The following is a 24,437-nucleotide window of genomic DNA, read 5'->3' as shown; positions in this document are numbered from 1 at the left end:
GCACTGTTGCACAGACGGGTGTTGACTATATTTCTACCAGTGCGCCGATTACTCAGTCGAAGTGGCTGGATTTGAGTATGAGGATTGTACTTTAAATATAATCAGGTGATTCATTCCACTGTCAAGTCGGTCTTCTGTTGCATTTTTGGAGGATTAAAGCCTAAAACATACAAAAGCAAAAATGGTATTGTTGAATTAATTAAATAGTGTTTATGGCGATGGAGCTCGCCAAAACCGCCTTTCCAGTACAGGTTAAATTAATAACTGGAAGGCTGATGGCTCCTACTTTCCTGACTTACTGCGGGAGGGTAGGGCTTGGCTAAATGCATTACCTGACTCCCCTGTAGAAAGTCTAAGTCTACAAATCGCACCTCAAGGAGTCATGGTATGAAACACTTTCGTCAGTTTGAACCGTTTATTGCGTTACCCCACCTGATCAAGTGGTTGCCCATTTCCTTTGTGGTTGGCATTCTTGCTGGAACAGCTTCTGCGGCTCTTTTGGCATCATTGGAATGGGCAACTGATTGGCGAGAATCGCATCGCTGGATTATCGCTTTGCTGCCCCTTGGAGGCTTCTTGAGTGGTTGGATTTATCATCAATTCGGCCAGACTGTAGAAGCCGGAAATAACGTTTTACTTGAAGAAATCCATAATCCAAAAAATGTTATTCCCTTCCGTATGGCTCCTCTTGTTTTATTAGGAACAGACCTTACTCATTTATTTGGTGGTTCAGCCGGTCGTGAAGGTACAGCATTGCAAATGGGTGCTTCTTTAGCAGATCAGTTAACTAAAATATTACATTTTCAAGGAGCCAATCGGCGAATTTTATTAACGGCAGGTATAAGTGGGGGATTTGCTTCAGTTTTTGGTACTCCCTTAGCTGGAACCGTATTTGGTCTAGAAGTTTTAGCGATTGGTAAAATTAATTACGACGCTCTTTTCCCTTCTTTAATTGCTGCGATCGTTGGGAATCAAGTAACCTTATTATTGGGTTTGCATCATACCGCATACCGACACGCTCCCTCTATACCGACGCTGACAATTTGGGGGCTGATTTCTGCCATTATCGCAGGTGCAATCTTTGGAATTGTAGCAAGATTTTTTGCTCAAGTAACTCACCAAGTTGGTCATTTCTTTAAAGCAAAGATATCTTATCCTCCAATGCGTCCTTTAATAGGCGGTGCGATAATAGCAGCAATTGTTGGGTTAAGTGGTACAACTAAGTATATTGGACTTGGTATTCCTACTATCGTTGATTCTTTCTCCACTCAGCTACCTCCTTGGGATTTTGCAGCAAAATTTGGTCTGACTGCTCTAACTTTAGGAGCAGGTTTTAAGGGAGGAGAAGTGACACCTTTGTTTTTTATTGGTGCAACTTTAGGTAATGCTTTGTCGTTGCTTTTAGCATTACCTGCACCACTGTTAGCAGGGATGGGATTTGTGGGTGTGTTTGCAGGTGCGGCAAACACACCTTTAGCATCGACTCTAATGGGAATTGAATTATTTGGTCTCGAATCGGGAGTGTTTATTGCGATTGGCTGTGTAGTAAGCTACCTATTTTCGGGTCATTCTGGAATTTATACTTCACAGCGTATTGGGTTGAATAAATACTCTGCTGTATATTTTGAAGAAGGACTGACTTTGGGTATTTATGGGCAACCAAAAGTTGAGCCAAAATTTGATTTATCTGATGATGGCGAAGAAGACAGAAGTAATTCTCAGGAATAATTTATTGATACAATTAATGGATCGTTGGCAAAGTGCGTAGTTTAACGGCGTAGGCATCGCATAGTCAGAGTACTCATGTATGCACGATAACCGCTATGCTTAACTTATATATTTGTAAAATAGTCACAAATATGGTGTTTTGGATAAAAATTTACTATGCTCATAGAGTTTAGTATTGGTAATTACTGATCCTTTAAGGATAAAGTCACCTTTAGTATGGTGGCTGCCAATATTGTTGCCAAAGAAAAGAAACTTGATGATAACAATGTTTTTGCAGTAGATGATGACCTCAAATTACTCAAAAGTGCTGCGATTTATGGTGCTAATGCCAGTAATAAAAGTAATCTTGCGAAAGCTTTGAGCTTTATGAAGTGGTTTATGATCAATTCCTCTAAAGAGACTCAAAGTACAGAAAAAATAGGAGTTGAGCAGTTTGAGCTAAGTACATAAACTGAAGCACAACCATCTTTTTTTGAAATTGTTTTTCTCTTAGATGCTACAAAGTATAGATATGGGTTTCAAGCTAATCAACAAAAGGTTATTTTTGAGTGGCTATTTTACGTTTCTAAGACAAACCAAATTCGTCTTTTTGAGCGACTTTCTGACAGAAATTCACGTAAGATAAAATATCTATCTAAAATATTTAAAGGTGAGGATATTTACCCAAAAACTAGGAGCAATGCACTTGTTCTATCAGTAGCTGCTCAATTCAACGTTAAAATAGCTGAGAGAATACTAGATTGGCTCACAAAACAAGTGAATATAGTTTCAGGTTTAGACGATCAAGATCATTTGAGTTATACACTAAACTCTTTAGCAGAAAATAATGATAATAAATCAGAAATTATTCAGTTAATTAAAAAACTAGATTTAGGTATTGAAGAAATCAGAATCAAGGGAGCTTCGATTAAGACTGGGCATGAAAAATTTGATAATAAAGGTAATATTTCTATTAAATTTTTTGATTTAGATAATCAAGAATCAGAAGGAACTAAAAAAATAATTTCTATTGCTGGACTTTTAGTAGATACTCTTAAATATGGCAGACTTTTGATATTTGATAAATTTGATGCGAGACTTTACCCACTAGTTGGCAAAGCAATTGTTGAATTATTTAACTCTAAAAAGACAAACTTTAATAATGCACAACTAATATTTATGACTCATGATACTAATTTGCTTAGTAACAAACTCTTTCGCAAAGATCAGATTTGGTTTACTGAGAAAAACAAATATGGTGCTACAGATTTATATTCATTAGTTGAATATAAAATACCAAATGATGCTTTTTTTAAAAGTGATTATATCAAGGGCAGATACGGTGCTATTCCATTTATTGGTGACTTAAGTCAAATTCTTGGTGAGCCTGATGCCTAGAAACCGTGGTTATGCTGATAGAAAAGTTGAAACAAGAGAACTTAGGCAAATATTTTTAATTATTTGTGAAGGTGAAAAAACCGAGCCAAATTACTTCAAGAGCTTTCGCGTTCCCACGACTGTCAAGAAAATTGATGTTAGAGGATTTGGATACAATCCAAGTAAACTAGTACAAGAAGCGAAAAAATTAAAGGCTCAAGAAGATTACGATCAAGTTTGGTGTGTATTTGATAGGGATGATTGGCCTAAGCAAGATTTTAACAACGCTATTGCAAACGCTGAAAGAGAAGGATTTAAAGTTGCTTATTCTAATGAAGCTTTTGAATTATGGTATGTATTGCATTTTGAATTTTTAAATACTGGACTTTCTCGCAAAGATTACATCGATAAGTTAGAGAACGATAAATTACTTGGACACAAATATAAAAAAAATAGTGCAACAATCTATGAGGAAATAGAAAATCGGCAATTTACTGCCATCAAACACGCTAAAAGTCTTCTCAAGCAATATAACCCTTCTAATCCAGTAAATGATAATCTTTCAACAACAGTACATTTTTTAGTTGATGAGCTAAACAAGTTTATTCGATAATGCTTATCTTTGAGATTACATTATAGCGTTTCCTAAGCAACTGAGGTACACCCAAATCTTGTTTAACAAGGTTAGTAGCTTTGAAAACGTACCTCACCAGATCGGAAACTGCTATAATTATTTTTTACATCATCCAGTGGCTTACTTTATTATTTACTAAATCATCGCTTCCAATTCTTCCAAAGCTTGAAAACTTCCTACTTGCCAACTACGTTCCACAGCAGCAGGGATAATCTGAGTAATAGCTATATCCTCAAAATTAGGACTGGTATTAGATTTTATGTATTTCCCATCTCTCAGCAAATAAATGGAGAGACTCCCGCTATCGTAAACCCATAATTCTGGGACTCTAATAGCTTCATAAGCATCGAGAGTAGTTTTTGATGTGACATCAGTCTCAATTGCTAAATCTGGCGGCGGATCATCAGGTTGCAAGCGGCGATGACCAATCATTCGTTGATAATTATGAATATAAAAGCAAGCATCAGGTTCAACTCCTGCTACACCTTGCCGTTTAAAGGTGGTGGAACCAAAAGGTTGGTATCTGATATCTTTAGCCTTCAGCAATATTTTGACAATATCAGAAATTAAATCTTTGGGAATTTCATGTTCTGGTAAAGGAGCCATAATTTCTAAAGTACCCTGGCTATAGGCAATTCGTGTAGTTCTTTTTTCTCCCAATTCTTGTAAAATAGATTCAAATTCTTCCCAGCTAACATCTGGAATAGTCACCGTGCTACCAGGTGCTAACTGCATCTGGCTAACAGGTTTGAAAACGGGGATGGCAGCAGTCATAACCAGAATATAAGTAATCTGAGTTTCAATAATTATCTATCAGGTTGCGGTGGAGAATACAGCCCACCGTAACCTTTAGATTAATAGATTGAGTTTAACAAAAGCGGCAAAAAGCGATCGCTTTACACTTTAAACTTCTCGGTAATCCGCTTCATCGCCTCTTCGACGTTCTCCCGACTGTTAAACGCTGAAATGCGGAAGTAACCTTCACCCGCAGCACCAAAGCCAGAACCGGGTGTTCCGACAACATTGACAGTTTGCAGCAGCTTATCAAAGAATTCCCAACTGGATAAACCATTAGGCGTTTTCACCCAGACATAAGGTGCATTCACGCCACCATAAACTGATAATCCAGCAGCTGTGAGTTTTTCGCGGATAATTTTGGCGTTTTCTAGATAAAAACTAACCAATCCCTTGATTTGTGCCTGTCCTTCTTCAGAGTAAACCGCTTCCGCTCCCCGTTGGACGATGTAAGAAACGCCGTTGAATTTGGTAGACTGGCGACGATTCCACAGTTTCCACAGTTCTACATCGGAACCATCGGCGGCTTTTGCTGTGAGTGTCTTCGGTACGACGGTTAACGCGCAACGGGTTCCTGTAAAGCCTGCGTTCTTGGAGAAAGACCGAAATTCGATCGCAACTTCTCTTGCACCTTCAATTTCATAAATTGAGTGGGGAAGTGATGGATCGGTAATATAAGCTTCGTAGGCTGCATCAAAGAAAATAATCGAGTTATTAGCTTTAGCATAGTCTACCCATGCCTTGAGATATTCTTTAGTAGCAGTTGCGCCAGTGGGGTTATTGGGAAAGCAGAGATAAATTAAATCGACTTTCTTTGAGGGGATTTCGGCGGTGAAGTTGTTTTCAGCAGTAATCGGCAGATAGACTAAACCCTCAAACTCACCTTTATCGTTGGCATCCCCCGTATTTCCCACCATAACGTTAGTGTCTACATACACGGGATAAACTGGATCAGTAACGGCAATTATGTTGTCATGTCCAAAGATTTCCAGAATATTGCCTGTGTCGCATTTGGAACCATCAGAGATAAAGATTTCTGAGGCATCGATCGCCGCTCCCTGCGCTTGGAAATCTTGAGTAGCGATTTTCTCCCGTAACCAGGCGTAGCCTTGCTCTGGGCCATAGCCTTTGAAGGTATTGCGATCGCCCATTTCTTCCACAGCTTTAATCATAGCTGTGCGGCAAGCTTCTGGCAGAGGTTCGGTAACATCACCAATGCCCAGCCGGATGACCTTAGCATCAGGATTCGCTTCAGCAAAGGCATTCACCCGCCGAGCAATTTCTGGAAACAGATAACCCGCTTTCAGTTTCAGGTAGTTGTCGTTAATAGTTGCCATATGTAAATTATGAAAAACGCCCTCAAACAGCTTACTGCTAATTTATAAGGGCGGGGAGTAGTGGGGAGTTGAGAATAGTGGGAGTGGAGCGACAAGGGGGACAAGGGGGATAACCAATGCCCAATCATCAAATATTTATCGGCTGTTTATTATTTTCTGATGTGTAATAACTGTTGCTATTATCAATTCCGAACTGCGTGAGTGATTCTTGACCTGTAATTAATCTTGCTCCGCGATTACGGGTGAAATAGTTCCATGCCCATTGAATCATTACTACTAATTTATTGTTAAATTCAATTAAGAAGTAGATGTGAATCAATAGCCAAAAGAGCCATGCAAAGAAACCTTTCAGCTTGATAAAGCCAAAATCTACCACAGCAGAATTGTGCCCAATCATCGCTAAACTACCCCGATCAACATAAGCAAAGGGTGACAAACTGTTACCTGTAAGCCGCTTTTGGAGTAGTTCTGCTACATATTCTCCTTGTTGCTTCGCTACAGGTGCAACACCAGGTAGCGGTTTCCCATTTTGATGGGGAAAATTTGCTAAGTCGCCAATTACAAAAATATTGGAATATCCCTTAATACTCAAGTCAGGTTCGACAATAACGCGTCCAACGCGATCGCACTGGACACCTGTGCATTCTGCTAGCACTTTTCCCATTGCTGAAGCTTTCACACCTGCTGCCCATAATACCGTTTTTGAGGCAATCTCTTTAACTTCATCACCTTGTTTGAGGGTAACAATATCATTTTCAATATTCGTTACCAGTGTTTTTGTCTGAACAATCACCCCCAACCGCGTCAGGGATGCTTCTGCTTCTTGTGATAACTCTGGTGCAAAGGGTGGCAGAATCCGATCCAAACCTTCTAATAGCAAAATCTTGGCTTCCGATGTGTCGATGCTGCGGAAATCTTCTGTGAGAGTTTGATTTGCTAATTCTGCGATCGCGCCAGCTAATTCTACACCAGTAGGACCACCACCAACAATTACAAAGGTTAACCAGGCAAGGCGTTTTACTGGATCAGTTTCTTTTTCTGCGGCTTCAAACGCCGTAAAAATCCGGCTACGCATTTCTATGGCATCTTCTACTGTTTTCAAGCCTGGGGCGAATTCTTCCCAGTTGTCTTTGCCAAAGTAGGAATGCTTCGCACCTGTAGCGACAATTAACGTATCGTAAGGTATTGCTTCGTCGCCCACAATCACTTTTTGTGCTTCTGGATCAATATTATTCACCTCTCCCAGCAGTACTTTCGTATTCTTGCTCTTACTGAGTACAGAACGCAACGGCGAAGAAATATCCGCAGGAGATAGCGCACCTGTGGCGACTTGGTATAGGAGGGGTTGAAATAGATGAAAGTTACGTTTATCAATCAAAGTAACGTTTACTGCCGCCTTGGCGAGTGTTTTTGCCGCATAAAGTCCACCAAAGCCACCGCCAACAATGACTACTTGATGAGGTGGATTATTGTCAAGTGAGTTTACCATAAAAAATATGTCCCTGCGTTACGAGTGCTGTAACTATTCTTAACAAATTTGTATCAAAATTGTCATCATATGTTTTGTATTGCTTTTTACATTTGAACAAGGATTAAAGTCATCAAAACTACAGGATAAACAGAAATTTTCAAGATGGAGGCTCAAACAATAAGAGTTGGGAATATTTGAATCGCTCTTTATTTGTGTAAATTTATCAAAGGTATATGTAGGATTTATGCAAGCTTACTCAGAACTAGTTGATTGTGGTGTTTGTGTCAAACGTGGTGAATGAGTTCGCCGCCAACGGGTAAAGCCATAGACAAGAGCAGCAAAAATTAACAAATAGGGACTATAAACAATTAACCAAATACCCAGCTTGAGTAAGCCAACGGAAAACGCACTCAAAGAATGGGTGGAGTTGTTCCAAGTTTCCTGAACTTGCAAACCAAAGGCAGGTTGTGGACTGGTGCTAGAAACTGCTGCTTCTAGGTTCAGCGTAATCGTGGAATAAGCAACTTGATTTTGGAGGCTTTTGAGTTGGGCATCAATTTGTTCTATTGTTTGTCGGACATTACTCAGTTCTTGGGCAACACTAAGCACATCTCTAACAGAACCCGCCCGATCCATAATTTTTTGCAAATTGGCTTCAGTTTTCTGCAAATTAGTTAATCTAGCTTGGAAATCCACCAGGCGATCGCCCACATCTTCCGCAGTGATATTGCGACTATCGACAGTGCCCAATTTAGCTAGTTGTTCTAAGGTAGATTCCAGCAGATTCTCTGGTATCCGCAATTGTATTGTTGCTGTGTAACGCGGGTTGTCGTTTTTGGGTTGTTGTTGTTTCAACCCGATCAAATCCCCTTGCTGTTTATTGATAATTTGCGAAACGGCATCAATAGTCTGATCTACAGAGTTGACAGTCAAAGAGATTGCTGCCTTTTTGATTAGTTGGGGACGAGAACGGGCTATTGGTGCAGCTTCCGCCTTTTGGGAAATACTGCTTTCATTAGCAGGTGCAGTCGCTTGATTTGCTGCGCCATCGGCTGCAATTGGATGTAAAGCCTGATTTGCTGATTGATGGGAAGAGGCACAACTGGTGAAAATCACCCCTCCTAATAACACACTCACAAATAAAACAGATGTGCGCGGTAATTTAGCCGAAGCGTACATAATCTACCCCCAGATGGATGAAGTTAACCCCAGTATTACTGAAGTAAAACTGAAAGCTTGTATTGTTGCGATTTATGTAACAGAGATGAATGGTGCTGTTAGCGGATAGCTATGGTTTAGCCCGTGCTGAGTTTGGTAAAGTAAATCCCCATCCGTAACGTAATTACGAATTACGTAGCTTGCTTCTCGCCGGAGACGAGTATTACGAATTACAAATTGTTAATGGCTTATAGTTCATCTGTGGTTACTCAATTTGAGGTACAATCAAAAGCCTGTTAATTAATGACGATGCTTGCTCACAGGAGATGCTTCTATGGCCCGGATGTACTATGACGAAGATGCCAATTTAGACCTTTTGGCTGGAAAAACTATTGCCATTATCGGCTATGGTTCCCAAGGTCATGCCCACGCTCTCAATTTAAAAGATAGTGGTTTGAATGTGATTGTGGGATTATATCCGGGTAGTAAGTCAGTAGAAAAAGCTGAAGCAGCTGGGCTAACTGTGAAGAATGTTGCAGATGCTGCCAATGCTGCTGACTTCATCATGATTTTGTTACCTGATGAAGTTCAAAAAACGATTTACAAAAACGAGATTGAACCCAATTTAGAAGAAGGGAATGTGTTAGCTTTTGCCCACGGTTTCAATATTCACTTTGGGCAAATTGTACCACCGGCTAACGTAGATGTGGTGATGATAGCACCCAAAGGGCCGGGGCATATAGTACGGCGGACTTATGAACAGGGTGAAGGTGTACCAGCGCTATTTGCAGTTTATCAAGATGCTAGTGGTCAGGGACGCGATCGCGCTATGGCATACGCTAAAGGTATCGGTGGTAGCCGCGCTGGTGTTCTCGAAACTACTTTCCGCGAAGAAACCGAAACTGATTTATTTGGCGAACAAGCAGTATTGTGCGGTGGTTTGAGTGCTTTAATCAAAGCCGGATTTGAAACTTTGGTAGAAGCTGGTTATCAGCCAGAATTGGCTTATTTTGAATGTCTGCATGAAGTCAAGCTGATTGTTGACTTGGTTGTGGAAGGTGGTTTAGCCAAAATGCGTGACAGCATTTCTAACACAGCTGAATATGGCGATTATACCCGTGGCCCGCGGATTGTCACCGAACAAACCAAAGTTGAAATGCAGAAGATTCTCAGCGAAATTCAATCTGGGCAATTTGCACGGGAATTTGTTCTGGAAAACCAAGCTGGTAAACCAGGATTTACCGCCTTGCGTCGCAAAGAAGCTGAACACAAAATTGAGGAAGTTGGCAAAGATTTACGCGCTATGTTTAGCTGGTTGAAAAAAGCATAATGATTCAAAGATAGAAACTGGAGTTTCTGGGACTGTTATTCCTGAGTTTTTGGGAAAATATAACTGGAGAAAGGGAAAGTTAATAAAGTCATCGAAAATCGAGATTTTATGGTTTTTAATTGGATTAACCTGTTCCAGTACTCCAGAAATTAAATTATGCTGAATATCGGCACTACTATAAATACTATAGGAATATTGCATTGAGGCAAAATACTGTTGTAATATTTTCTGCATCGCTCATCTCTCGACGACTGTGTTGATTATGCCCAATAGCCTTTAACAACCTGAGTTCGATATAAGAAATTAGCTTAAAAAGCTTGTATGAGCAGCTTTCAAACTAATTGTTATGGGCGTTTTTGTGCAAAAAATATTGAGAATTAAACCTATTGATTAGACATCTCCAGAAAAGAATGTAGAGACGCGAAATTTCGCGTCTCTACAAGGGTTTGGGTGAACGCATAATTAATTTTCCCAAATGTCTATTGAGAACAGAGTGTCTATTCTGATTATGGAAGACTTGTTGATAACAAAGCCCGAATGAGTTTTTTACCCGAAAGCTTTATGTCTAATGTTTTGGGACATTTTCTGACGTCGAACTTAGGTTTAAACAAGAAATGCTTATTCTCGTAACCCAGAAATCATCAGTTTGTCACTAGAATCGGATAGTTTTTTGAGAGAATTGAAAAGATCATAATTTTACTTTTTGGCATTTCGCAATTATGAACCCCAACCTTAAAGATATATCCCCCAATTCGTCCCGTCGTCAAATTTTCAAGACTGCTCTCACCTTTGTGACTGGCTTAACCACCACATCACTGTTATCTTTTTTGATTCCCAAATCCACAAAGCCAGCAAAAGCAATTGTTGTGCAAAAAGCAAATGAGTTTGAACTTAAGGGTGAAGGTATTGAGATTAAGTATTCAGTTCTTAATGGAGTTCCACAGCTTGATTACAAAACTGAAAAAATTTCCTCTCATTTCAGTGGTGATCAAATTCAGACATCAACCACTGATGAAATATATGATACACTACTTACAGTAATTATTAGCAAACCACCAAACTTTAATTTCATTCTCGGAAATATAGTCAGACTGAGCTTATTCTTACCAGATATCAGCATAGTTCTCACTACGGATGAACGTGCTGTCCAAGCCATAGCCGTTTTAGCTACTCAGGCCGTTGAGGGAAATTTCGTTCGTGGCATACCAGTGCCACCAACGTCATATAAGACTTTTGTACTCAAGGGAGCCGCTAGATACCGTAGATAAGGCGTAAAATATTGCTGAAATCGGAGTCCCAAACACAATTTTTGAGCAGGCGATGGCGTCATCTTGATACACATCATTCATTATTGACCCATAACTTCAGTACAATAGTTAACTTAATACTTATACTTTTTTCAAAATTTCAGCATAATTTCTACTTGACAAAAGTAAGATTATCTTAATCTCTCACCAATGCCTCTGGAGTGAGTTCCTAGCGATTTAGGTTAGTATATTTTTGCACCTACTCATAGGAGGAATTAATTTTATATCTAAAGACTGTTTTTATCAAATAAAAAAGCAAATAAGCTGTTAATAGCAACATAACCAATGGGCCGCTGTAATAATTTCTGCATTGCTGATCTCTCGACGACTGTCTTCATTATGTCCAATAGCTTTGAACAGGTCGTCGATGATAGCATAGACCGAAATTATTTTGTTTAGCATCTTCCCCTCTTTTTTCTCGCAGGAGGGGATTTTATTATCTGAGTAACTATGCACGATACCCCAGCGCAAAGCTCTGAGGTGAGTAACTAGCAACTTAGGTTATTCAGGAAATAATGAACATAATTTCATGTTTCATTCTCAGTAATCTGCTTTTAAATGTCTTGAGTTTATTTTGCGCTCGCTATATTCAATATTCAATGTATTCAGTTCATTCATTTCATGACACAGCTTTCAAATCTTGAGCAATTCTAAAACCAGCGTGTTGAGAAAAGTAGGGACGAAACCAATTACGATAGGTTGGTAATGCCATTGAACCATTAGTAGCCCAAGAACCGCCGAGCATCATCTGATGTTTACCATCAAAAAAGGGTGCTGCTTGATCTTCGTAAAGCGGATGAGGTTCAAATCCTGGTAGAGCGTTGAAAGTGTCCCCTAGCCATTCCCAGACATTTCCTCTGAGATCGTAAAGTCCACAAGAACTATTAGCTGGTTTGAACATTCCCACTGGGCTGGGGGAAATGAATTGTAAGTTGAGATTAGAGTTAGTTGATAAGTGGTTATCCTCAGAGGTAAGTAAGGCTTGATTCCATTCGGCTTCAGTCATCAAGCGGATTTCTGAGCCTTGAGAGCGACAAAATGCGATCGCTTCGTAGTAATTGACTTCCACAGGCCAGTCTAGGGGTAAGTCTATTTCGTCGAATGTGGCTCGATAGCGGTAGCCATCCTGGAAGGGTATCCAGAATTTAGGATGTTGGACGTTGTAGAGTTGCTTCCAATCCCAAGATTCAGCATTCCAGTAGTCTGGATTGTTGTAACCACCAGCTTGAACAAATTTCAGATATTCTCCATTAGTGATTAGATATTGACTAGCTAAAAACGGTTTCACTTCTACAGTGCGATCGCCATATTCGCTATCCCAACCGAATGTAAAATCGTCCTTGGATTTTCCTAGTTTCAGCACACCACCGGGAATTGAGCGCATTTCATTCTTGGGAATGTTCCCCTTGCTAGGTGCATAATTCCAGCCTTGGGGACGTTTTAGGCGCTCAATAGGCAATTGACGCACCAGCATCGAAGAGGTTTCAAAGTGAATGCGACTATGTTCTATTCCCATCAGCAAAGCCCAGAAGGGATGCTGTTGATGAATCGGCAGATCCAGGCAAGTATTTTGAATCACCTTGGCGATCGCCTCTCGTGCCTTGTCCCGATATTGCCAAACTTTTTCTACATCAGGCCAGCTAACCCCTTGCATCGCTGCGTCGAGTTCTATTGGTGTTTCTGGATTAACTCCGATTTCAAATAGGGTTTCGTATTGGGAATTAATTCTAGCTTTGATTAAACCAACGCCAATTAACTTGTTGATGAAAAAAACGGCTGAGTGGCCAAGATAAAAAATTAGACGGTTTCTTAAAGGATCAGGGTTAAGATAAAAAGTTTCTTCCCTGACCAAACTTTTCATGAGTGTTTCTTCAAGTTCCCAAGAATTTTTAAAGTAGTTGAGCAGACTTTGCGAACTGCAATCATTAAGTGTGGGGACTTGAGTTGATGTCAGTTTATTTATCGTTGAAACTAAAGCCATGATATTTTTGACAGGAGATTAATTGCACAAATTACATAAATTATGACTGATTACAAGAAAAAGTGTTTTTGATCACATTTTTTGTGTGTCGCCACGATCACGCAATTTGCTCAATTTGTAAATAGACAAATAATGTATTTTTAAATACTTAAACTACGGGTTGCCAGAATAATATCAATAATGAATTAGCGTTGAATTAGTTGTCTTCACTGAGTTTCAGATGATATCCCCGTTAGAGGAAGTGGTTATGGAAAGCTGGTTACCCCCTCAATGGGTTCGGCTGGAAAGACGACATTGGGTTTCCATCACCGTTAGGGGAAGTGGTTATGGAAAGAGTTCACTTCTGGAAGCCTTACTAAGAGGGGGTTATAGACCCCCTAAGCGACACACCTCTTGATGAGGACAAAAAATCAAAAAGAATTCCTCGATTTTGTAGCCTGAAAGCCTTCCTACACAAGGCATCGACGCATGTTAACGAAGTTATGCGGTTTTCAAGGTTCGAGCGAGATGCGTGGATGAACTTCAACACACTGAAAATAAAGTTATGTATACTACCTTCTAACTGTCAAGTATTTAATAAATTAACAATTGTGAGCAGGGTAAATTTATCTAGAGCAATTTGGCAATTAATTAGAGAAGCAAACAGCGATGCCTTCACAGTAGGCATCGCGGATTTTAGATTTTATCTTATCTAAAATCCCAAATCGAGTTACCGATTCACCGCCGCCGCTTCTCGTGCTGCTGCTGCTTGATCTGGGTGGATACCCAAGCGGGTGAGATTAATCCGACCTTTGTTATCAATTTCCCGCACTTTGATAATCACTTCATCGCCTACCGCTACTTCATCCTCAACTTTGCCAACGCGGTAGTCAGCTAGTTGTGAGATGTGGATCATCCCTTCTTTTCCAGGCAGAAATTCCACAAATGCACCTATCGGTATAATTCGAGTGATGCGTCCTGCGTAGACATCCCCTTCGTGCAGCTTGCGGGTCATGCCTTGGATGATGTTTTTGGCTCTCTTGGCCTTGTTCTCATCCACAGCGGAAATTGTCACCGTACCATCATCTTCGATGTCAATTTTCGCACCAGTCTCCTCTGTAATACCCTTAATAGTCTTGCCACCAGGTCCGATGACCAGACCAATCATGTCTGAATCAATCTTGATTGTTAACAGACGTGGGGCATAGGGTGAGGTTTCAGTCCGCGGGGTGTCAATGCAGGCGAGCATTTTCTCCAGAATGTGCAACCGGGCTGCTTTGGCTTGGTGGACGGCTTGGGAAATAACGTCCAACGACAGACCAGAGATTTTCATATCCATTTGCAAGGCAGTAATCCCGACATCCGTCCCAGCAACTTTGAAGTCCATGTCGCCCAAAAAGTCTTCAATGCCCTGAATGTCGGTCAGGACTCGCACTTCGTCCCCATCCTTAATCAGACCCATTGCTGCGCCACTGACGGGTTTGAGAATTGGCACACCAGCATCCATGAGGGCGAGGGTGGAACCGCACACTGAACCCATTGAGGTGGAACCGTTAGAGGAAAGTACTTCCGATACGATGCGAATCACGTAGGGAAATTCTTCTTTTGACGGTAGCACAGGTAGGAGCGATCGCTCTGCCAATGCACCGTGACCAATTTCGCGCCTTCCTGGGGCCCGCATTGGCTTGGTTTCCCCGACTGAGAACGGCGGGAAGTTGTAATGATGCAGATAACGCTTGTGTTGATCTAGCTGCATGTCATCGTTGAGGTTTTGGGCATCCCCCGGTGTACCCAGAGTACAAGTGGATAATACCTGAGTTAATTCCCGGTTAAATAAACCGCTACCGTGGACTCGCTTCGGTAAGACACCAACTAAACAAGAAACAGGACGGACTTGATCGAGTTTGCGACCATCAACACGAACGTTGTCTTCAACGATTTGCCGCCGCATGAAGTATTTGGTAATATCTTTAAAAGTGTTACCAAGTGCCTTACTATTTGCAGTTGCGGCAACTCGAATTGGGTCTTCTTGTGGGAGTTCGGTAATCGTCGTAGCAATTTCATCCTTGACGACATCTAAAGCGGCATCGCGTTCGGGTTTGGTGAAATTAAATTGAGACAGGATTTTCTTAATCTGGCTGCTAGCGCGATCGCGGATATAATTTTCTAGCGTTTGGTCTACTTTTGGTGGTGCTTCTTGCACTATTACCAGACCTAGTTCTGCTACTAAATCTTGCTGCGCTTTGATTAAGTCCCGCACTGCTTCATAACCAAAGTCAATTGCCTCGATAATATCTCGCTCTGGCAACTGATTGGCTCCCGCCTCCACCATGATCACGCCATGCGGTGAACCTGCTACCACCAGATCCAAGTCTCCAGCTTCAATTTCTGCATAGGTGGGGTTAATAATGAAATCATCTCCCACTAAACCAACCCGCACTGCTGCCATTGGCCCATTAAAAGGAATCTGGGCAATCAGAGTAGCGATCGAAGCACCTGTAACTGCTAGCACATCAGGTGGCACTAACTCGTCCATCGACAGCGTTAAGGCAATAATTTGCAGGTCATCCCGTAGCCATGAGGGGAACAGGGGACGCATCGGACGGTCTATAAGACGGCTGGTGAGAATTGTTTTTTCTGGTGGGCGACCCTCTCGGCGCATGATCCCTCCGGGAATCCTACCAGCGGCATATAGCCTTTCTTCATAATCTACTGTGAGGGGAAGAAAATCAATGCCTTCTCTGGCTTGCGATCGCGTAGCCGTCACTAAAACGGATGTGTCCCCTGATTCTATCAAAACCGACCCACCAGCCTGGGGAGCTAGTAGGCCTACTTTCAGTCGAATATCCCTTCCATCGAAGGATATTGACTTATCAACTTCTGCCATTCAGTTTTTTTTCCTTCTCTTTCGCTATTCTCTTTCTGTGGCAATCCTAACATTTATGCCCTGTGACTGACTTCTAGTACATACAAAGATAGAGAAGTCGTTCAAACCAAAGCGCGATACATGATCAGGGCTTCTACCACCTGTTCATCTCCTACCTTTGCTGCACGCGGAATGCGCCCAATAATCTCAAATCCTAACGACTGCCAAAGTGTAATTGAAGGTATATTAGTTTCAAAGACCAAATTGAACATTACTGCTTCGTAGCCCAGGTTTGCTGCTATCAAGAGCATAGCCTCTCCCATGAACCGCCCGATCCCCTGACCGCGTAATCCAGGTTGTACAATAAAACCAGCGTTGCAAATATGGCAACACCGACCGGGAAAGTTTGGCTTTAAATAAAACGCCCCGATTATTTCTTTTGGCTTGTGTGTAGCATCCTGAATAGCTGTCATGACAACAAAGGCATCCTTACTCAACCAGTAAGCCGAAAATTCTGCCTGAGATAGAGGTTGCTTTTGGGGATAAGTTGTACCTTCAACAATTACAACATTGAGTAATGCTCTTACAACCTCCTGTTCTTGAGGATGCATATAATCTAGTTCAACTATTATCCCGCTTTTTAAAACTTGAACAAGGGGAAAATCCATTAATTAATAATGTTTATGCGGATTGATTGCTGAAATATTTATTATATGCAACATTTGCCGGAGAAATATTCTGGAAAAATCGAAAAAGTAGAATATTGGCAATTTTAATTCTGGAATTTCGCGAAAATCTGAGTAGTTAGCAAATGGCGATTTTACACGGAAATTGGTTACTAGAAGATCAAAATGGTTGCTTATTTATTTGGGGAGAAACTTGGCGATCGCCACGAATAAATTTCGAGCCTAGTGGATCTGGAGATATACCACTACATCCATTGGCAATGACATCAGTTGAGTTGAGCGAGTGGTTGCGATCGCAAAGCGTCACCTTTGGCGATTCGCAGCCACTGGCAATTAGCAACTTCATCCAGCAACCCCAAGTTGCTATCGCTACTACTGGGCGAACGCGCAAAGCCGCAAGTGCTACTGAGATAAGTTTGCCAACGCATTCGCAAATAATTGCCCTGCCAACTTTCATCCCAGAAGACAGTGGGGAAGGAACAGCAGCGATTTTCCCTGTGCATTCTGCCAGCTTGGGGCTGGATACAGACTCCCCGCAATATTTGCAACCGTGGCTAGTTGAGGGTTTTTGTCTTAACCCTACCGAGGCAGTAAAATTTCTCACTGCTGTTCCCCTAAATGCTGCTAACGGGGAAGATGCATTTTTGGGAGGAGATTTACGCTTTTGGTCGCAGGTTGCCCGCTGGAGTTTAGATTTAATCTCGCGGTGTAAGTTTTTACCAACAATTGGGCGGCAATCAGATAGTGCATTTACCGCTAGGTGGCAAGTACTTCTAGACAGTGCTGTAGATGGAACCCGCCTAGAAAAATTTTCTGCGAAGATGCCGTTGGTTTGTCGCACCTATCAAGAGGGACTAGGGAGCCAGTCGCGTCCGGAGGTGTCCTCCGTTGAGCAAACTGGCGTGACTGGGGAGGAGTTTTCCCAATCCCGACTCTATGTAAACTTTCCAACCGAACCTCAAGAATTGTTGTTGGGATTTCTTAACAGTACGATAGATGCCCAAGTGCGAGGGATGGTGGGTTCCCAACCTCCAATGGAAGCCAAAGCGATGTCTACGACGGGCAGCACCTACGCATCTTTACCATCTGGGGTGCGACAGTGGTTGCAAGCCTTAACTAATGCATCTGGTACAGTCAATGCAGATGCAATTGAACTGGAACGACTGGAAGCGGCACTGAAGGCTTGGACTATGCCGCTACAATACCAATTAACCCTTAAAACTCTATTTCGTACCTGTTTTCAACTGCGTTCTCCGGAGTCTGGCCAAACAGATTGGACATTGGCGTATTTCCTCCAAGCGGCTGACGACCCTGAGTTTTTAGTAGATGCGGCAACTATTTGGAACAATCCAGTTGAACAATTGGTTTATAAAAATCGCACAATTGAGCAACCACAAGAAACATTTTTGCGAGGTTTAGGGGTAGCTTCGCGATTATATCCAGCGATGTCTAGCGACAAGGCGCAAAGCGCCTACGCACCAAGTTTAGAAACCGAATATCCCCAATCTTCTCGTCTCAACCCCATCCAAGCATACGAGTTTATCAAGGTTGTCGCTTGGAGGTTGGAAGACAGTGGTTTGGGAGTAATTTTGCCTCCCAGTTTGGCGAACCGTGAAGGATGGGCGAACCGTTTGGGTTTGAAAATTACTGCCGAAACCCCAAAGACAAAACAGGGACGTTTAGGGTTGCAAAGTCTACTAAATTTCCAATGGCAATTGGCAATTGGTGGACAAACTATTTCCAAAGCTGAGTTTGATAAACTAGTGGCTTTAAATAGTCCGCTAGTGGAAATTAACGGCGAGTGGGTGGAATTGCGATCGCAAGACATTAAAACAGCCCAAACTTTTTTTACCACTCGCAAAGACAAAATGGCGCTTTCCTTGGAAGATGCCTTGCGTTTCAGTACAGGGGATAGCCAGGTAATTGAAAAATTACCAGTGGTCAGCTTTGAGGCGTCTGGGGCATTGCAAGAGTTGATTGGGGCGCTAACAAATAACCAGGCGATCGCACCTTTGCCTACACCAACAGGCTTTCAGGGACAGTTGCGACCTTATCAAGAACGAGGCGCTGCTTGGCTGTCATTCTTAGAACGTTGGGGCTTAGGCGCGTGTCTCGCCGACGATATGGGATTAGGTAAATGCGTAGCTAATAATACACTAATAAATGTAAATGGACTGTTACGCACAGCTGAGACAATGTGGACAACTCACGCTGGAGAAACAGAGTTTGACGGCGAAGGATTTTGGGCTAACCCCACAGAGCAATTGCTAGTTAATTCCATAGATGAAAAAACTGGCAAAATTGTCCAAGCTAATGTTAGACGGTTGTATCGACAGCAAGTCCGCGAGAAATTACGAAAAGTCACGCTAGAAGACGGTAGCAGTATCACCATTACCCGTCGTCACAAGCTGCTGACAAGTAAAGGTTGGACAAATAACTTACAGGTGGGTGATTACGTTTGTATACCAGGTAAAACGCTCTGGAATGGACAACCGCAAGACCCTGACTTGGTTAAGTTTCTTGCTTGGCAGATTGCCGAAGAACATGAACTACCCGATGTCGGAAGAGTCACAATATCCCAAAAAGACACCAGAGTACTAGAGGATCTACTCCAGACTTGCCAACGCATTAAAGAGCGCTATAACCTCAAAATTAACAGCCCTAATATCTCTACCTTCCCTAACAGAGTTTCTGATCTTCAAGTTAACAGCCAAGCCTATCGGCAATTCTTAGAAGCTAAAGGTTATGTTTGGGGAAAACTGTCGGCAGAAAAATCTATTCCGCCTTTCATCATGCAGGCAGACTTGAATAGTGTGCGGATATTTTTACAAAACTATTTTGATGCTGAATCTGCTGTTGTTTTGAGTATGGGAAGTATTGAGATTGCTACAGCTTCAGCTTTACTAATTCAGCAACTTTCTGCACTGTTGCGGCGCTTCGGCATTTTGTTACGAATATCGCCTAGACAGAAGTGTGCTAATAATGGAACTCGGACTTTACGCACCGACTATATCGGTGTGATTGGAGGAAATTCTGCCCGCAGATTTCTGCAAGAAATTGGTTTTAATAACTCACAGAAACAGTGCAAATTAGAACAGATTTGTCAACTGGTCAGCAATCCAAATATTGAAGGAATTCCTGCTTCTGATATTGTTGCCCAAACAGTCAGAGCAACGGAACTACCGTTGCGGCATTTTGGGATGTACAACACTGTTTACATTAATGGTTCACAGCAATTTTCTAAAGATAGTTTACAGCGAGTAATAGCTGGGATGAACCGCATGATTAGTGGACAAGCCCAAGAGCAGTATCAGCTACTAAAACCTTCCAAGTGGACAACTCAAATGTCAGCCTATGGCAACCTAGATGTACAACAGTTGAGCTTAACGAGACAGTCTTTGCAATGTCTTCTTGATCAACAGGTCTTTTATTGCCGGATTGAGGCTATTGAGGATGTCGAGTACGAAGGGTGGGTTTACGATTTTGAAGTTAGCAAACATCATAATTTTGTTGCTAACAATATTATTTGCCATAACACTATCCAATTTATTGCCTTTCTCCTGCACTTGAAGGAACAAGATGCACTAGAAAATCCAACTCTATTAGTTTGTCCAACTTCTGTTTTAGGCAACTGGGAAAGGGAGGTTAATAAATTTGCCCCCAGCCTGAAAATTTTGCAATATCACGGTGACAAACGACCAAAAGGGAAAGCGTTTTTAGAAGCAGTGAAAAATCACGATTTAATCGTTACTAGTTATTCACTTCTTCATCGAGATATTAAGTCATTGCAAAGTGTCTCTTGGCAGATAATTGTTTTAGATGAAGCCCAGAATGTGAAAAATCCAGAGGCGAAGCAGTCAAAAGCAGTGCGGCAATTAGAAGCGACGTTTCGGATTGCGTTGACGGGAACACCAGTAGAAAATAGGCTGCAAGAACTCTGGTCTATTTTAGATTTTCTGAATCCAGGGTATTTAGGCAATCGGCAATTTTTCCAGCGGCGGTTTGCCATGCCAATTGAAAAGTATGGTGATACGGCTTCTTTGAGTCAATTACGTTCATTAGTTCAACCATTTATACTGCGGCGATTGAAAAGCGATCGCGACATCATTCAAGATTTGCCAGATAAGCAAGAAATGACCGTATTTTGTGGTCTGACTGGTGAACAGGCTGCACTTTATCAACAAGTTGTAGAACAATCTTTAGCAGAGATTGAATCTGCTGAAGGATTGCAACGTCGGGGAATGATTTTGGCTTTACTGATTAAACTCAAACAAATCTGCAATCACCCAGCCCAATACTTGAAACAGGCGACATTAGAGCAACATAATTCAGCCAAACTTCTCCGGCTAGAAGAAATGTTAGAAGAAGTTTTAGCAGAAGGCGATCAAGCTTTAATCTTTACACAATTTGCTGAGTGGGGTAAATTACTTAAACCCTATTTAGAAAAACAGCTTGGGCGAGAAATATTCTTTTTATATGGTAGCACCAGTAAAAAACAACGAGAGGAAATGATCGACCGTTTCCAACACGACCCGCAAGGGCCTCCAATTATGATTCTTTCTCTGAAAGCCGGTGGTGTAGGACTGAATTTAACACGAGCAAATCATGTATTCCACTTTGATAGATGGTGGAACCCAGCCGTGGAAAATCAAGCCACAGATAGAGTATTTCGGATTGGTCAAACCCGAAATGTGCAAGTACACAAATTTGTCTGCACTGGCACTTTAGAAGAAAAAATTCATGACATGATTGAAAGTAAAAAACAACTGGCTGAACAAGTTGTGGGTGCAGGTGAAGAGTGGTTAACTGAAATGGATACAGACCAACTTCGCAACTTACTACTACTTGATCGCAGTGCAGTAATTGACGATGATGCAGAATAATTTCGTGGTAACTGCTTTAGTCCTTTTTGAACTAATCCCGATGGTCAGTTAACAATAAACTGGCAAGCTACACAGTATTGAAAGTGGCTCATCAATTCCTTGTATATAACTTTCGGAATCACTGCTCATTTAACCCCGGTAGCAACAATTTTCACTCACCACTTTAGTGTTTCTGGAATGCCTGCCTACGTGCTGCCAGCACAGCTAAAAATCTTTCTTTGAGCTGCTCTGCCTGATCTTCAGCATGGGAATTAGCACCCTCCTGTCGGGCAAGGCGCTGTAACGGGGCCGAAATGGCAATCCTCTCCTGTTCGTAAGTGCGTAGAGCAAGGCCGAGTTGTTCCCCATCACCTAGATCAGTACAGACTAGAACCTTAGCCAAGGTTACCACATCCTGTATGGCCATAGTTGTGCCCAATCCCAACGATGGCCGCATTGGGTGAGCCGCATCACCCAGTAGGGTTACACGTCTCAAGTCCCCCCACTGCGGCACTGGTTCCCTGTCGAAGACACCAGTTTCGATAATGGCCGCACGCTCAGTGGCACTAATCACACTTTCAAGCAGAGGGGGCCATTGCTCAAATATTTGGAGTACCGTCTCTAGCGCTGATGAACTTTTCGAGTGATTCAAACGTAGGGCTGTGCCACCCCAGGCAAGTAATTCCGTACCTGCATCCATTATCCAGAAGTTCTTTTTTTCTCCAACCACAAGTTGAAATCCAGCAGATTCAATGAAGGGAGCGGCAAGTGGGGGCAAGTTTTTCCGCTTCACAATCCCCCTCCAGGTCATGGTTCCTGTATAAAGAGGGTCACCATCTGCAACGGTAATACTTCTCACCGCAGAGTTATAACCATCAGCACCAATTAGAAGTCGGGCACAGACATCTTCCCCTTGACGGAATTTCAAACGCAATTGCTCTTGTCCTTGGACTGAAGTCCGAGTGAAACCGATAAGGGTATGGTTGAGATGAAGTGATACCGTCGCGGGCAGTGCTTTATAAAGACAGGTCTGTAAATTATACCAGCATAGCCAGGTGAAGCCTGTCCCGGCAAGCGGGGATTCATCAGCAAAAAGAACCTCGCCATTTGGCCGCATCAACATCTGCTGTTTGGGATTCACCGCCAACTGGCGCACCTGCTGCGCCAGTTCAGTATCGATCTCCGCTAGGGCAGCATAGCCGGAATCACCCATCCCCAAGGCAGCACCAATTGGTCGCAACAGGTGGGCTTGCTCAAAAACCCCGATAGAGAAACCAAGTCGTGCTAAAGCATGAGCGGCACAGAGTCCACCTGGTCCGGCTCCAATGATCGCCACATCTAAGACATTATCGGTCGAATTGACTTCAATCATCCTGTTCACCTTGTTCCAAAGTATGACCTTAGTGATTAATTTGAACTGAGGAGCATGATCACATACGATACCAAAAAGTGGGTTCAGACTCAGGACGAATGGGGCAATGCAGTGATTAATCTGAATAAAGTTTTGCTGAAAAACTGAAGTGTTGATAAAGTTAAAACTGCATTTCCCGCCAAAGACTGCGATCAATACTCAACACGAGCGCATCTCGTAAATAAGACGAGTTCCGAACACAAACTGCATTCGTAATTAAGGTTTTCCGCCCCTGTATTGTCCCAGACTTCCAGTCTGTAAATATATTTGCTTGCTTATTTACAAAACTGATATGCTCCCAACTATAAGCGCTATAGTCGTAAGTAACTGTCATAAAACGATAAATCGCGCATCTATTCTATAATTTTGAATTGACTTATGACTAATTACACATTACAAGCAAGTCGAGAATGGTGGTCACAACAATGGCTAGATTTGCTAGATTCCTATCGCTTTAAAAAGCGTTTAGAACGTGCAAGAAATTATGCTCGTCAAGGAAATGTACTCAGCATTGAATTTAAAGGTGCAAAAGTATTAGCTAGAGTGCAAGGTAGTGAAGTAGAACCTTATAAAGTTTCTCTTTCCCTTGAACCTTTTAGCGATGAACAGTGGGGTTATGTAATTGAAACCATGTCCCAAAGGGCAATTTTTGCTGCCAAGCTACTAGCAGGAGAAATGCCACAAAATATAGAAGAAGTGTTCACGGCAAATGGTCTTTCGATATTTCCTTTTACCCTTGCTGATGTTCAGAGTAAATGCTCTTGTCCTGATAAAGCAAATCCCTGTAAACACATTGGTGCCCTGTACTATCAGTTAGGCGATCGCTTCAGTGAAGACCCCTTTGTACTATTTCAATTGCGCGGACGCACCAAAGAGCAAATTCTCAGCGATTTACGTAAATTAGGTAGTGCCAAGATTCAACATAAGACCACAGAAACGCCCGATATTCAACAGTTAATTCCTAATAACAAATACTCAGTAAAAATTGACTCTTTCTGGCAATACAATGAGCCACTAGAGTCATCATTAGTAGTGATTGCGCCGTCCACTAGTGAGATGGTTTTAGATGTATTAGGAGCAATCCCCCTTGCGAAGGAAGAGGAAAATGTAGTAAATTCAACTTCGAGTGATGTGGTAATGAAGTCTTTGAATACAGTTTACAGAGATGTCAGCCATAAGGCTTTTTTAGCAGCAATGAATGTGGGAGGAAGTTGATACTAATTCGTAATTTGTAATTATTTTTCGTGAGATTGTTGTAATTTTAGTTTCAGACCAAAGTGCTGTACCACAAAGAGCCATCTGCAAAGATAAAATTCTCAAAACCTGTTGTGGACAGTGTAATAACATTTTTATTGTTATTGAAGCTGATGTTAGCTGGGTTTAGGGTATTGGCTGAAATTACACCAGAAAAAGTGAGTTCAGAGCGATTGAAAGCACTGAGGTCGAATGGCACTAAGAAAAGCTGAAATACTTGTCTGGTAAGGGGTTTAGAAAACTAATAGTTTTAAGGGCGGGAATCAGAATAATCTGCAACTC

General features: G+C 41.9%; 18 protein-coding genes, 3 pseudogenes and 1 riboswitch. Of the genes and pseudogenes, 10 read left to right on the top strand and 11 right to left on the bottom strand.

All coding sequences use genetic code 11. The features are described 5' to 3' along the window. The 5 genes and pseudogenes from V7K85_RS00110 to V7K85_RS00090 form a co-directional block, all read left to right on the top strand. A pseudogene (locus tag V7K85_RS00110) lies at nucleotides 1–95 on the top strand (carboxylating nicotinate-nucleotide diphosphorylase); the annotation flags it as partial. 110 nt (nucleotides 96–205) lie between these two features. Next, a riboswitch (Fluoride riboswitch) is annotated at nucleotides 206–292 on the top strand. A 95-nt stretch (nucleotides 293–387) separates the two neighbouring features. Then, nucleotides 388–1,728: a voltage-gated chloride channel family protein gene (locus V7K85_RS00105; RefSeq protein WP_334810634.1), complete on the top strand. Its 1,341-nt coding sequence runs from the start codon at nucleotides 388–390 to the stop codon at nucleotides 1,726–1,728. A 216-nt stretch (nucleotides 1,729–1,944) separates the two neighbouring features. Further along, nucleotides 1,945–2,178 (top strand): hypothetical protein, encoded by a 234-nt coding sequence (locus V7K85_RS00100; RefSeq protein WP_334810633.1) that lies wholly within the window; start codon nucleotides 1,945–1,947, stop codon nucleotides 2,176–2,178. 21 nt (nucleotides 2,179–2,199) lie between these two features. Next, nucleotides 2,200–3,105: pseudogene (locus V7K85_RS00095) on the top strand (AAA family ATPase); the annotation flags it as partial. Then, nucleotides 3,098–3,697, top strand: a complete 600-nt coding sequence (locus tag V7K85_RS00090) for an RloB family protein (RefSeq protein WP_334810632.1) — start codon at nucleotides 3,098–3,100, stop codon at nucleotides 3,695–3,697. The pseudogene V7K85_RS00095 and the gene V7K85_RS00090, both read left to right, overlap by 8 nt. Before the next feature lie 156 nt (nucleotides 3,698–3,853). On the opposite strand, the gene V7K85_RS00085 is transcribed toward V7K85_RS00090, so the two are convergent. The 4 genes from V7K85_RS00085 to V7K85_RS00070 all read right to left on the bottom strand — a co-directional run bounded on the left by V7K85_RS00085 (nucleotide 3,854) and on the right by V7K85_RS00070 (nucleotide 8,500). Then, on the bottom strand, nucleotides 3,854–4,492 hold the full coding sequence (locus V7K85_RS00085; RefSeq protein ID WP_334810631.1) for a Uma2 family endonuclease: 639 nt from the start codon (nucleotides 4,490–4,492) through the stop codon (nucleotides 3,854–3,856). 122 nt (nucleotides 4,493–4,614) lie between these two features. Beyond that, nucleotides 4,615–5,850 (bottom strand): LL-diaminopimelate aminotransferase, encoded by a 1,236-nt coding sequence (locus V7K85_RS00080; RefSeq protein ID WP_334810630.1) that lies wholly within the window; start codon nucleotides 5,848–5,850, stop codon nucleotides 4,615–4,617. 127 nt (nucleotides 5,851–5,977) lie between these two features. Beyond that, nucleotides 5,978–7,339, bottom strand: a complete 1,362-nt coding sequence (locus V7K85_RS00075) for an NAD(P)/FAD-dependent oxidoreductase (RefSeq protein ID WP_334810629.1) — start codon at nucleotides 7,337–7,339, stop codon at nucleotides 5,978–5,980. Nucleotides 7,340–7,573: 234 nt separating this feature from the next. Beyond that, nucleotides 7,574–8,500 (bottom strand): DUF4349 domain-containing protein, encoded by a 927-nt coding sequence (locus tag V7K85_RS00070; RefSeq protein ID WP_334810628.1) that lies wholly within the window; start codon nucleotides 8,498–8,500, stop codon nucleotides 7,574–7,576. On the opposite strand from V7K85_RS00070, the gene V7K85_RS00065 reads away from it, so the two are divergent. The 3 genes from V7K85_RS00065 (at nucleotide 8,427) to V7K85_RS00055 (ending at nucleotide 11,077) form a co-directional block, all read left to right on the top strand. Continuing rightward, nucleotides 8,427–8,609: a hypothetical protein gene (locus tag V7K85_RS00065; RefSeq protein ID WP_334810635.1), complete on the top strand. Its 183-nt coding sequence runs from the start codon at nucleotides 8,427–8,429 to the stop codon at nucleotides 8,607–8,609. The genes V7K85_RS00070 and V7K85_RS00065 overlap by 74 nt on opposite strands. A gap of 204 nt (nucleotides 8,610–8,813) precedes the next feature. Next, nucleotides 8,814–9,809, top strand: coding sequence for a ketol-acid reductoisomerase (ilvC, locus tag V7K85_RS00060; protein ID WP_334810627.1), 996 nt, complete (start codon nucleotides 8,814–8,816; stop codon nucleotides 9,807–9,809). Nucleotides 9,810–10,528: 719 nt separating this feature from the next. Continuing rightward, nucleotides 10,529–11,077 carry a hypothetical protein gene (locus V7K85_RS00055; RefSeq protein WP_334810626.1) on the top strand — a complete coding sequence of 183 codons (549 nt, stop codon included), beginning with the start codon at nucleotides 10,529–10,531 and terminating at the stop codon, nucleotides 11,075–11,077. Nucleotides 11,078–11,404: 327 nt separating this feature from the next. Here V7K85_RS00055 and V7K85_RS36310 read toward each other — a convergent pair. The 4 genes and pseudogenes from V7K85_RS36310 to V7K85_RS00040 form a co-directional block, all read right to left on the bottom strand. Next, nucleotides 11,405–11,518: pseudogene (locus tag V7K85_RS36310) on the bottom strand (IS982 family transposase); the annotation flags it as partial. 217 nt (nucleotides 11,519–11,735) lie between these two features. After that, nucleotides 11,736–13,097 carry a 5-histidylcysteine sulfoxide synthase gene (gene ovoA / locus V7K85_RS00050; protein ID WP_334810625.1) on the bottom strand — a complete coding sequence of 454 codons (1,362 nt, stop codon included), beginning with the start codon at nucleotides 13,095–13,097 and terminating at the stop codon, nucleotides 11,736–11,738. A gap of 709 nt (nucleotides 13,098–13,806) precedes the next feature. Further along, nucleotides 13,807–15,963: a polyribonucleotide nucleotidyltransferase gene (locus tag V7K85_RS00045; protein WP_334810624.1), complete on the bottom strand. Its 2,157-nt coding sequence runs from the start codon at nucleotides 15,961–15,963 to the stop codon at nucleotides 13,807–13,809. A gap of 101 nt (nucleotides 15,964–16,064) precedes the next feature. Continuing rightward, nucleotides 16,065–16,610 carry a GNAT family N-acetyltransferase gene (locus V7K85_RS00040; RefSeq protein WP_334810623.1) on the bottom strand — a complete coding sequence of 182 codons (546 nt, stop codon included), beginning with the start codon at nucleotides 16,608–16,610 and terminating at the stop codon, nucleotides 16,065–16,067. 143 nt (nucleotides 16,611–16,753) lie between these two features. Here V7K85_RS00040 and V7K85_RS00035 point away from each other — a divergent pair, with 143 nt between their 5' ends. Further along, nucleotides 16,754–21,511 carry an SNF2-related protein gene (locus tag V7K85_RS00035; RefSeq protein ID WP_334810622.1) on the top strand — a complete coding sequence of 1,586 codons (4,758 nt, stop codon included), beginning with the start codon at nucleotides 16,754–16,756 and terminating at the stop codon, nucleotides 21,509–21,511. Nucleotides 21,512–21,674: 163 nt separating this feature from the next. Here the strand turns inward: V7K85_RS00035 and V7K85_RS00030 are convergent, their stop codons facing one another. Then, the gene (locus tag V7K85_RS00030) at nucleotides 21,675–22,862 is read right to left on the bottom strand and encodes an FAD-dependent oxidoreductase (protein ID WP_334810621.1); all 1,188 of its coding nucleotides are present in this window, start codon (nucleotides 22,860–22,862) and stop codon (nucleotides 21,675–21,677) included. 160 nt (nucleotides 22,863–23,022) lie between these two features. Further along, complete coding sequence (locus V7K85_RS00025) at nucleotides 23,023–23,235, bottom strand: hypothetical protein (protein ID WP_334810620.1); 213 nt, start codon at nucleotides 23,233–23,235, stop codon at nucleotides 23,023–23,025. A 44-nt stretch (nucleotides 23,236–23,279) separates the two neighbouring features. Between V7K85_RS00025 and V7K85_RS00020 the strand changes: the two genes are divergently transcribed. Next, entirely contained in the window at nucleotides 23,280–24,116 is an 837-nt protein-coding gene (locus V7K85_RS00020) for an SWIM zinc finger family protein (protein WP_334810619.1), read from the top strand. Nucleotides 24,117–24,168: 52 nt separating this feature from the next. Here the strand turns inward: V7K85_RS00020 and V7K85_RS00015 are convergent, their stop codons facing one another. Further along, nucleotides 24,169–24,354, bottom strand: a complete 186-nt coding sequence (locus V7K85_RS00015) for a hypothetical protein (protein ID WP_334810618.1) — start codon at nucleotides 24,352–24,354, stop codon at nucleotides 24,169–24,171. Nucleotides 24,355–24,437 lie beyond the last annotated feature (83 nt).

It is taken from the genome of Nostoc sp. (assembly GCF_036917615.1).
Lineage (GTDB): Bacteria > Cyanobacteriota > Cyanobacteriia > Cyanobacteriales > Nostocaceae > Nostoc.
Note: the sequence above shows the minus strand (reverse complement) of the source record. Positions and strands in the feature narration are given on the sequence as shown.

Coding starts and splice junctions, on each gene's coding strand:
- V7K85_RS00045 (WP_334810624.1), bottom strand. CDS start 15,963: ATGGCAGAAGTTGATAAGTCAATATCCTTCGATGGAAGGGATATTCGA.
- V7K85_RS00030 (WP_334810621.1), bottom strand. CDS start 22,862: ATGATTGAAGTCAATTCGACCGATAATGTCTTAGATGTGGCGATCATT.
- V7K85_RS00080 (WP_334810630.1), bottom strand. CDS start 5,850: ATGGCAACTATTAACGACAACTACCTGAAACTGAAAGCGGGTTATCTG.
- V7K85_RS00055 (WP_334810626.1), top strand. CDS start 10,529: ATGAACCCCAACCTTAAAGATATATCCCCCAATTCGTCCCGTCGTCAA.
- V7K85_RS00020 (WP_334810619.1), top strand. CDS start 23,280: ATGACTAATTACACATTACAAGCAAGTCGAGAATGGTGGTCACAACAA.
- V7K85_RS00025 (WP_334810620.1), bottom strand. CDS start 23,235: ATGACAGTTACTTACGACTATAGCGCTTATAGTTGGGAGCATATCAGT.
- ilvC (WP_334810627.1), top strand. CDS start 8,814: ATGGCCCGGATGTACTATGACGAAGATGCCAATTTAGACCTTTTGGCT.
- V7K85_RS00100 (WP_334810633.1), top strand. CDS start 1,945: ATGGTGGCTGCCAATATTGTTGCCAAAGAAAAGAAACTTGATGATAAC.
- V7K85_RS00085 (WP_334810631.1), bottom strand. CDS start 4,492: ATGACTGCTGCCATCCCCGTTTTCAAACCTGTTAGCCAGATGCAGTTA.
- V7K85_RS00090 (WP_334810632.1), top strand. CDS start 3,098: ATGCCTAGAAACCGTGGTTATGCTGATAGAAAAGTTGAAACAAGAGAA.
- V7K85_RS00105 (WP_334810634.1), top strand. CDS start 388: ATGAAACACTTTCGTCAGTTTGAACCGTTTATTGCGTTACCCCACCTG.
- V7K85_RS00040 (WP_334810623.1), bottom strand. CDS start 16,610: ATGGATTTTCCCCTTGTTCAAGTTTTAAAAAGCGGGATAATAGTTGAA.
- V7K85_RS00035 (WP_334810622.1), top strand. CDS start 16,754: ATGGCGATTTTACACGGAAATTGGTTACTAGAAGATCAAAATGGTTGC.
- ovoA (WP_334810625.1), bottom strand. CDS start 13,097: ATGGCTTTAGTTTCAACGATAAATAAACTGACATCAACTCAAGTCCCC.
- V7K85_RS00075 (WP_334810629.1), bottom strand. CDS start 7,339: ATGGTAAACTCACTTGACAATAATCCACCTCATCAAGTAGTCATTGTT.
- V7K85_RS00070 (WP_334810628.1), bottom strand. CDS start 8,500: ATGTACGCTTCGGCTAAATTACCGCGCACATCTGTTTTATTTGTGAGT.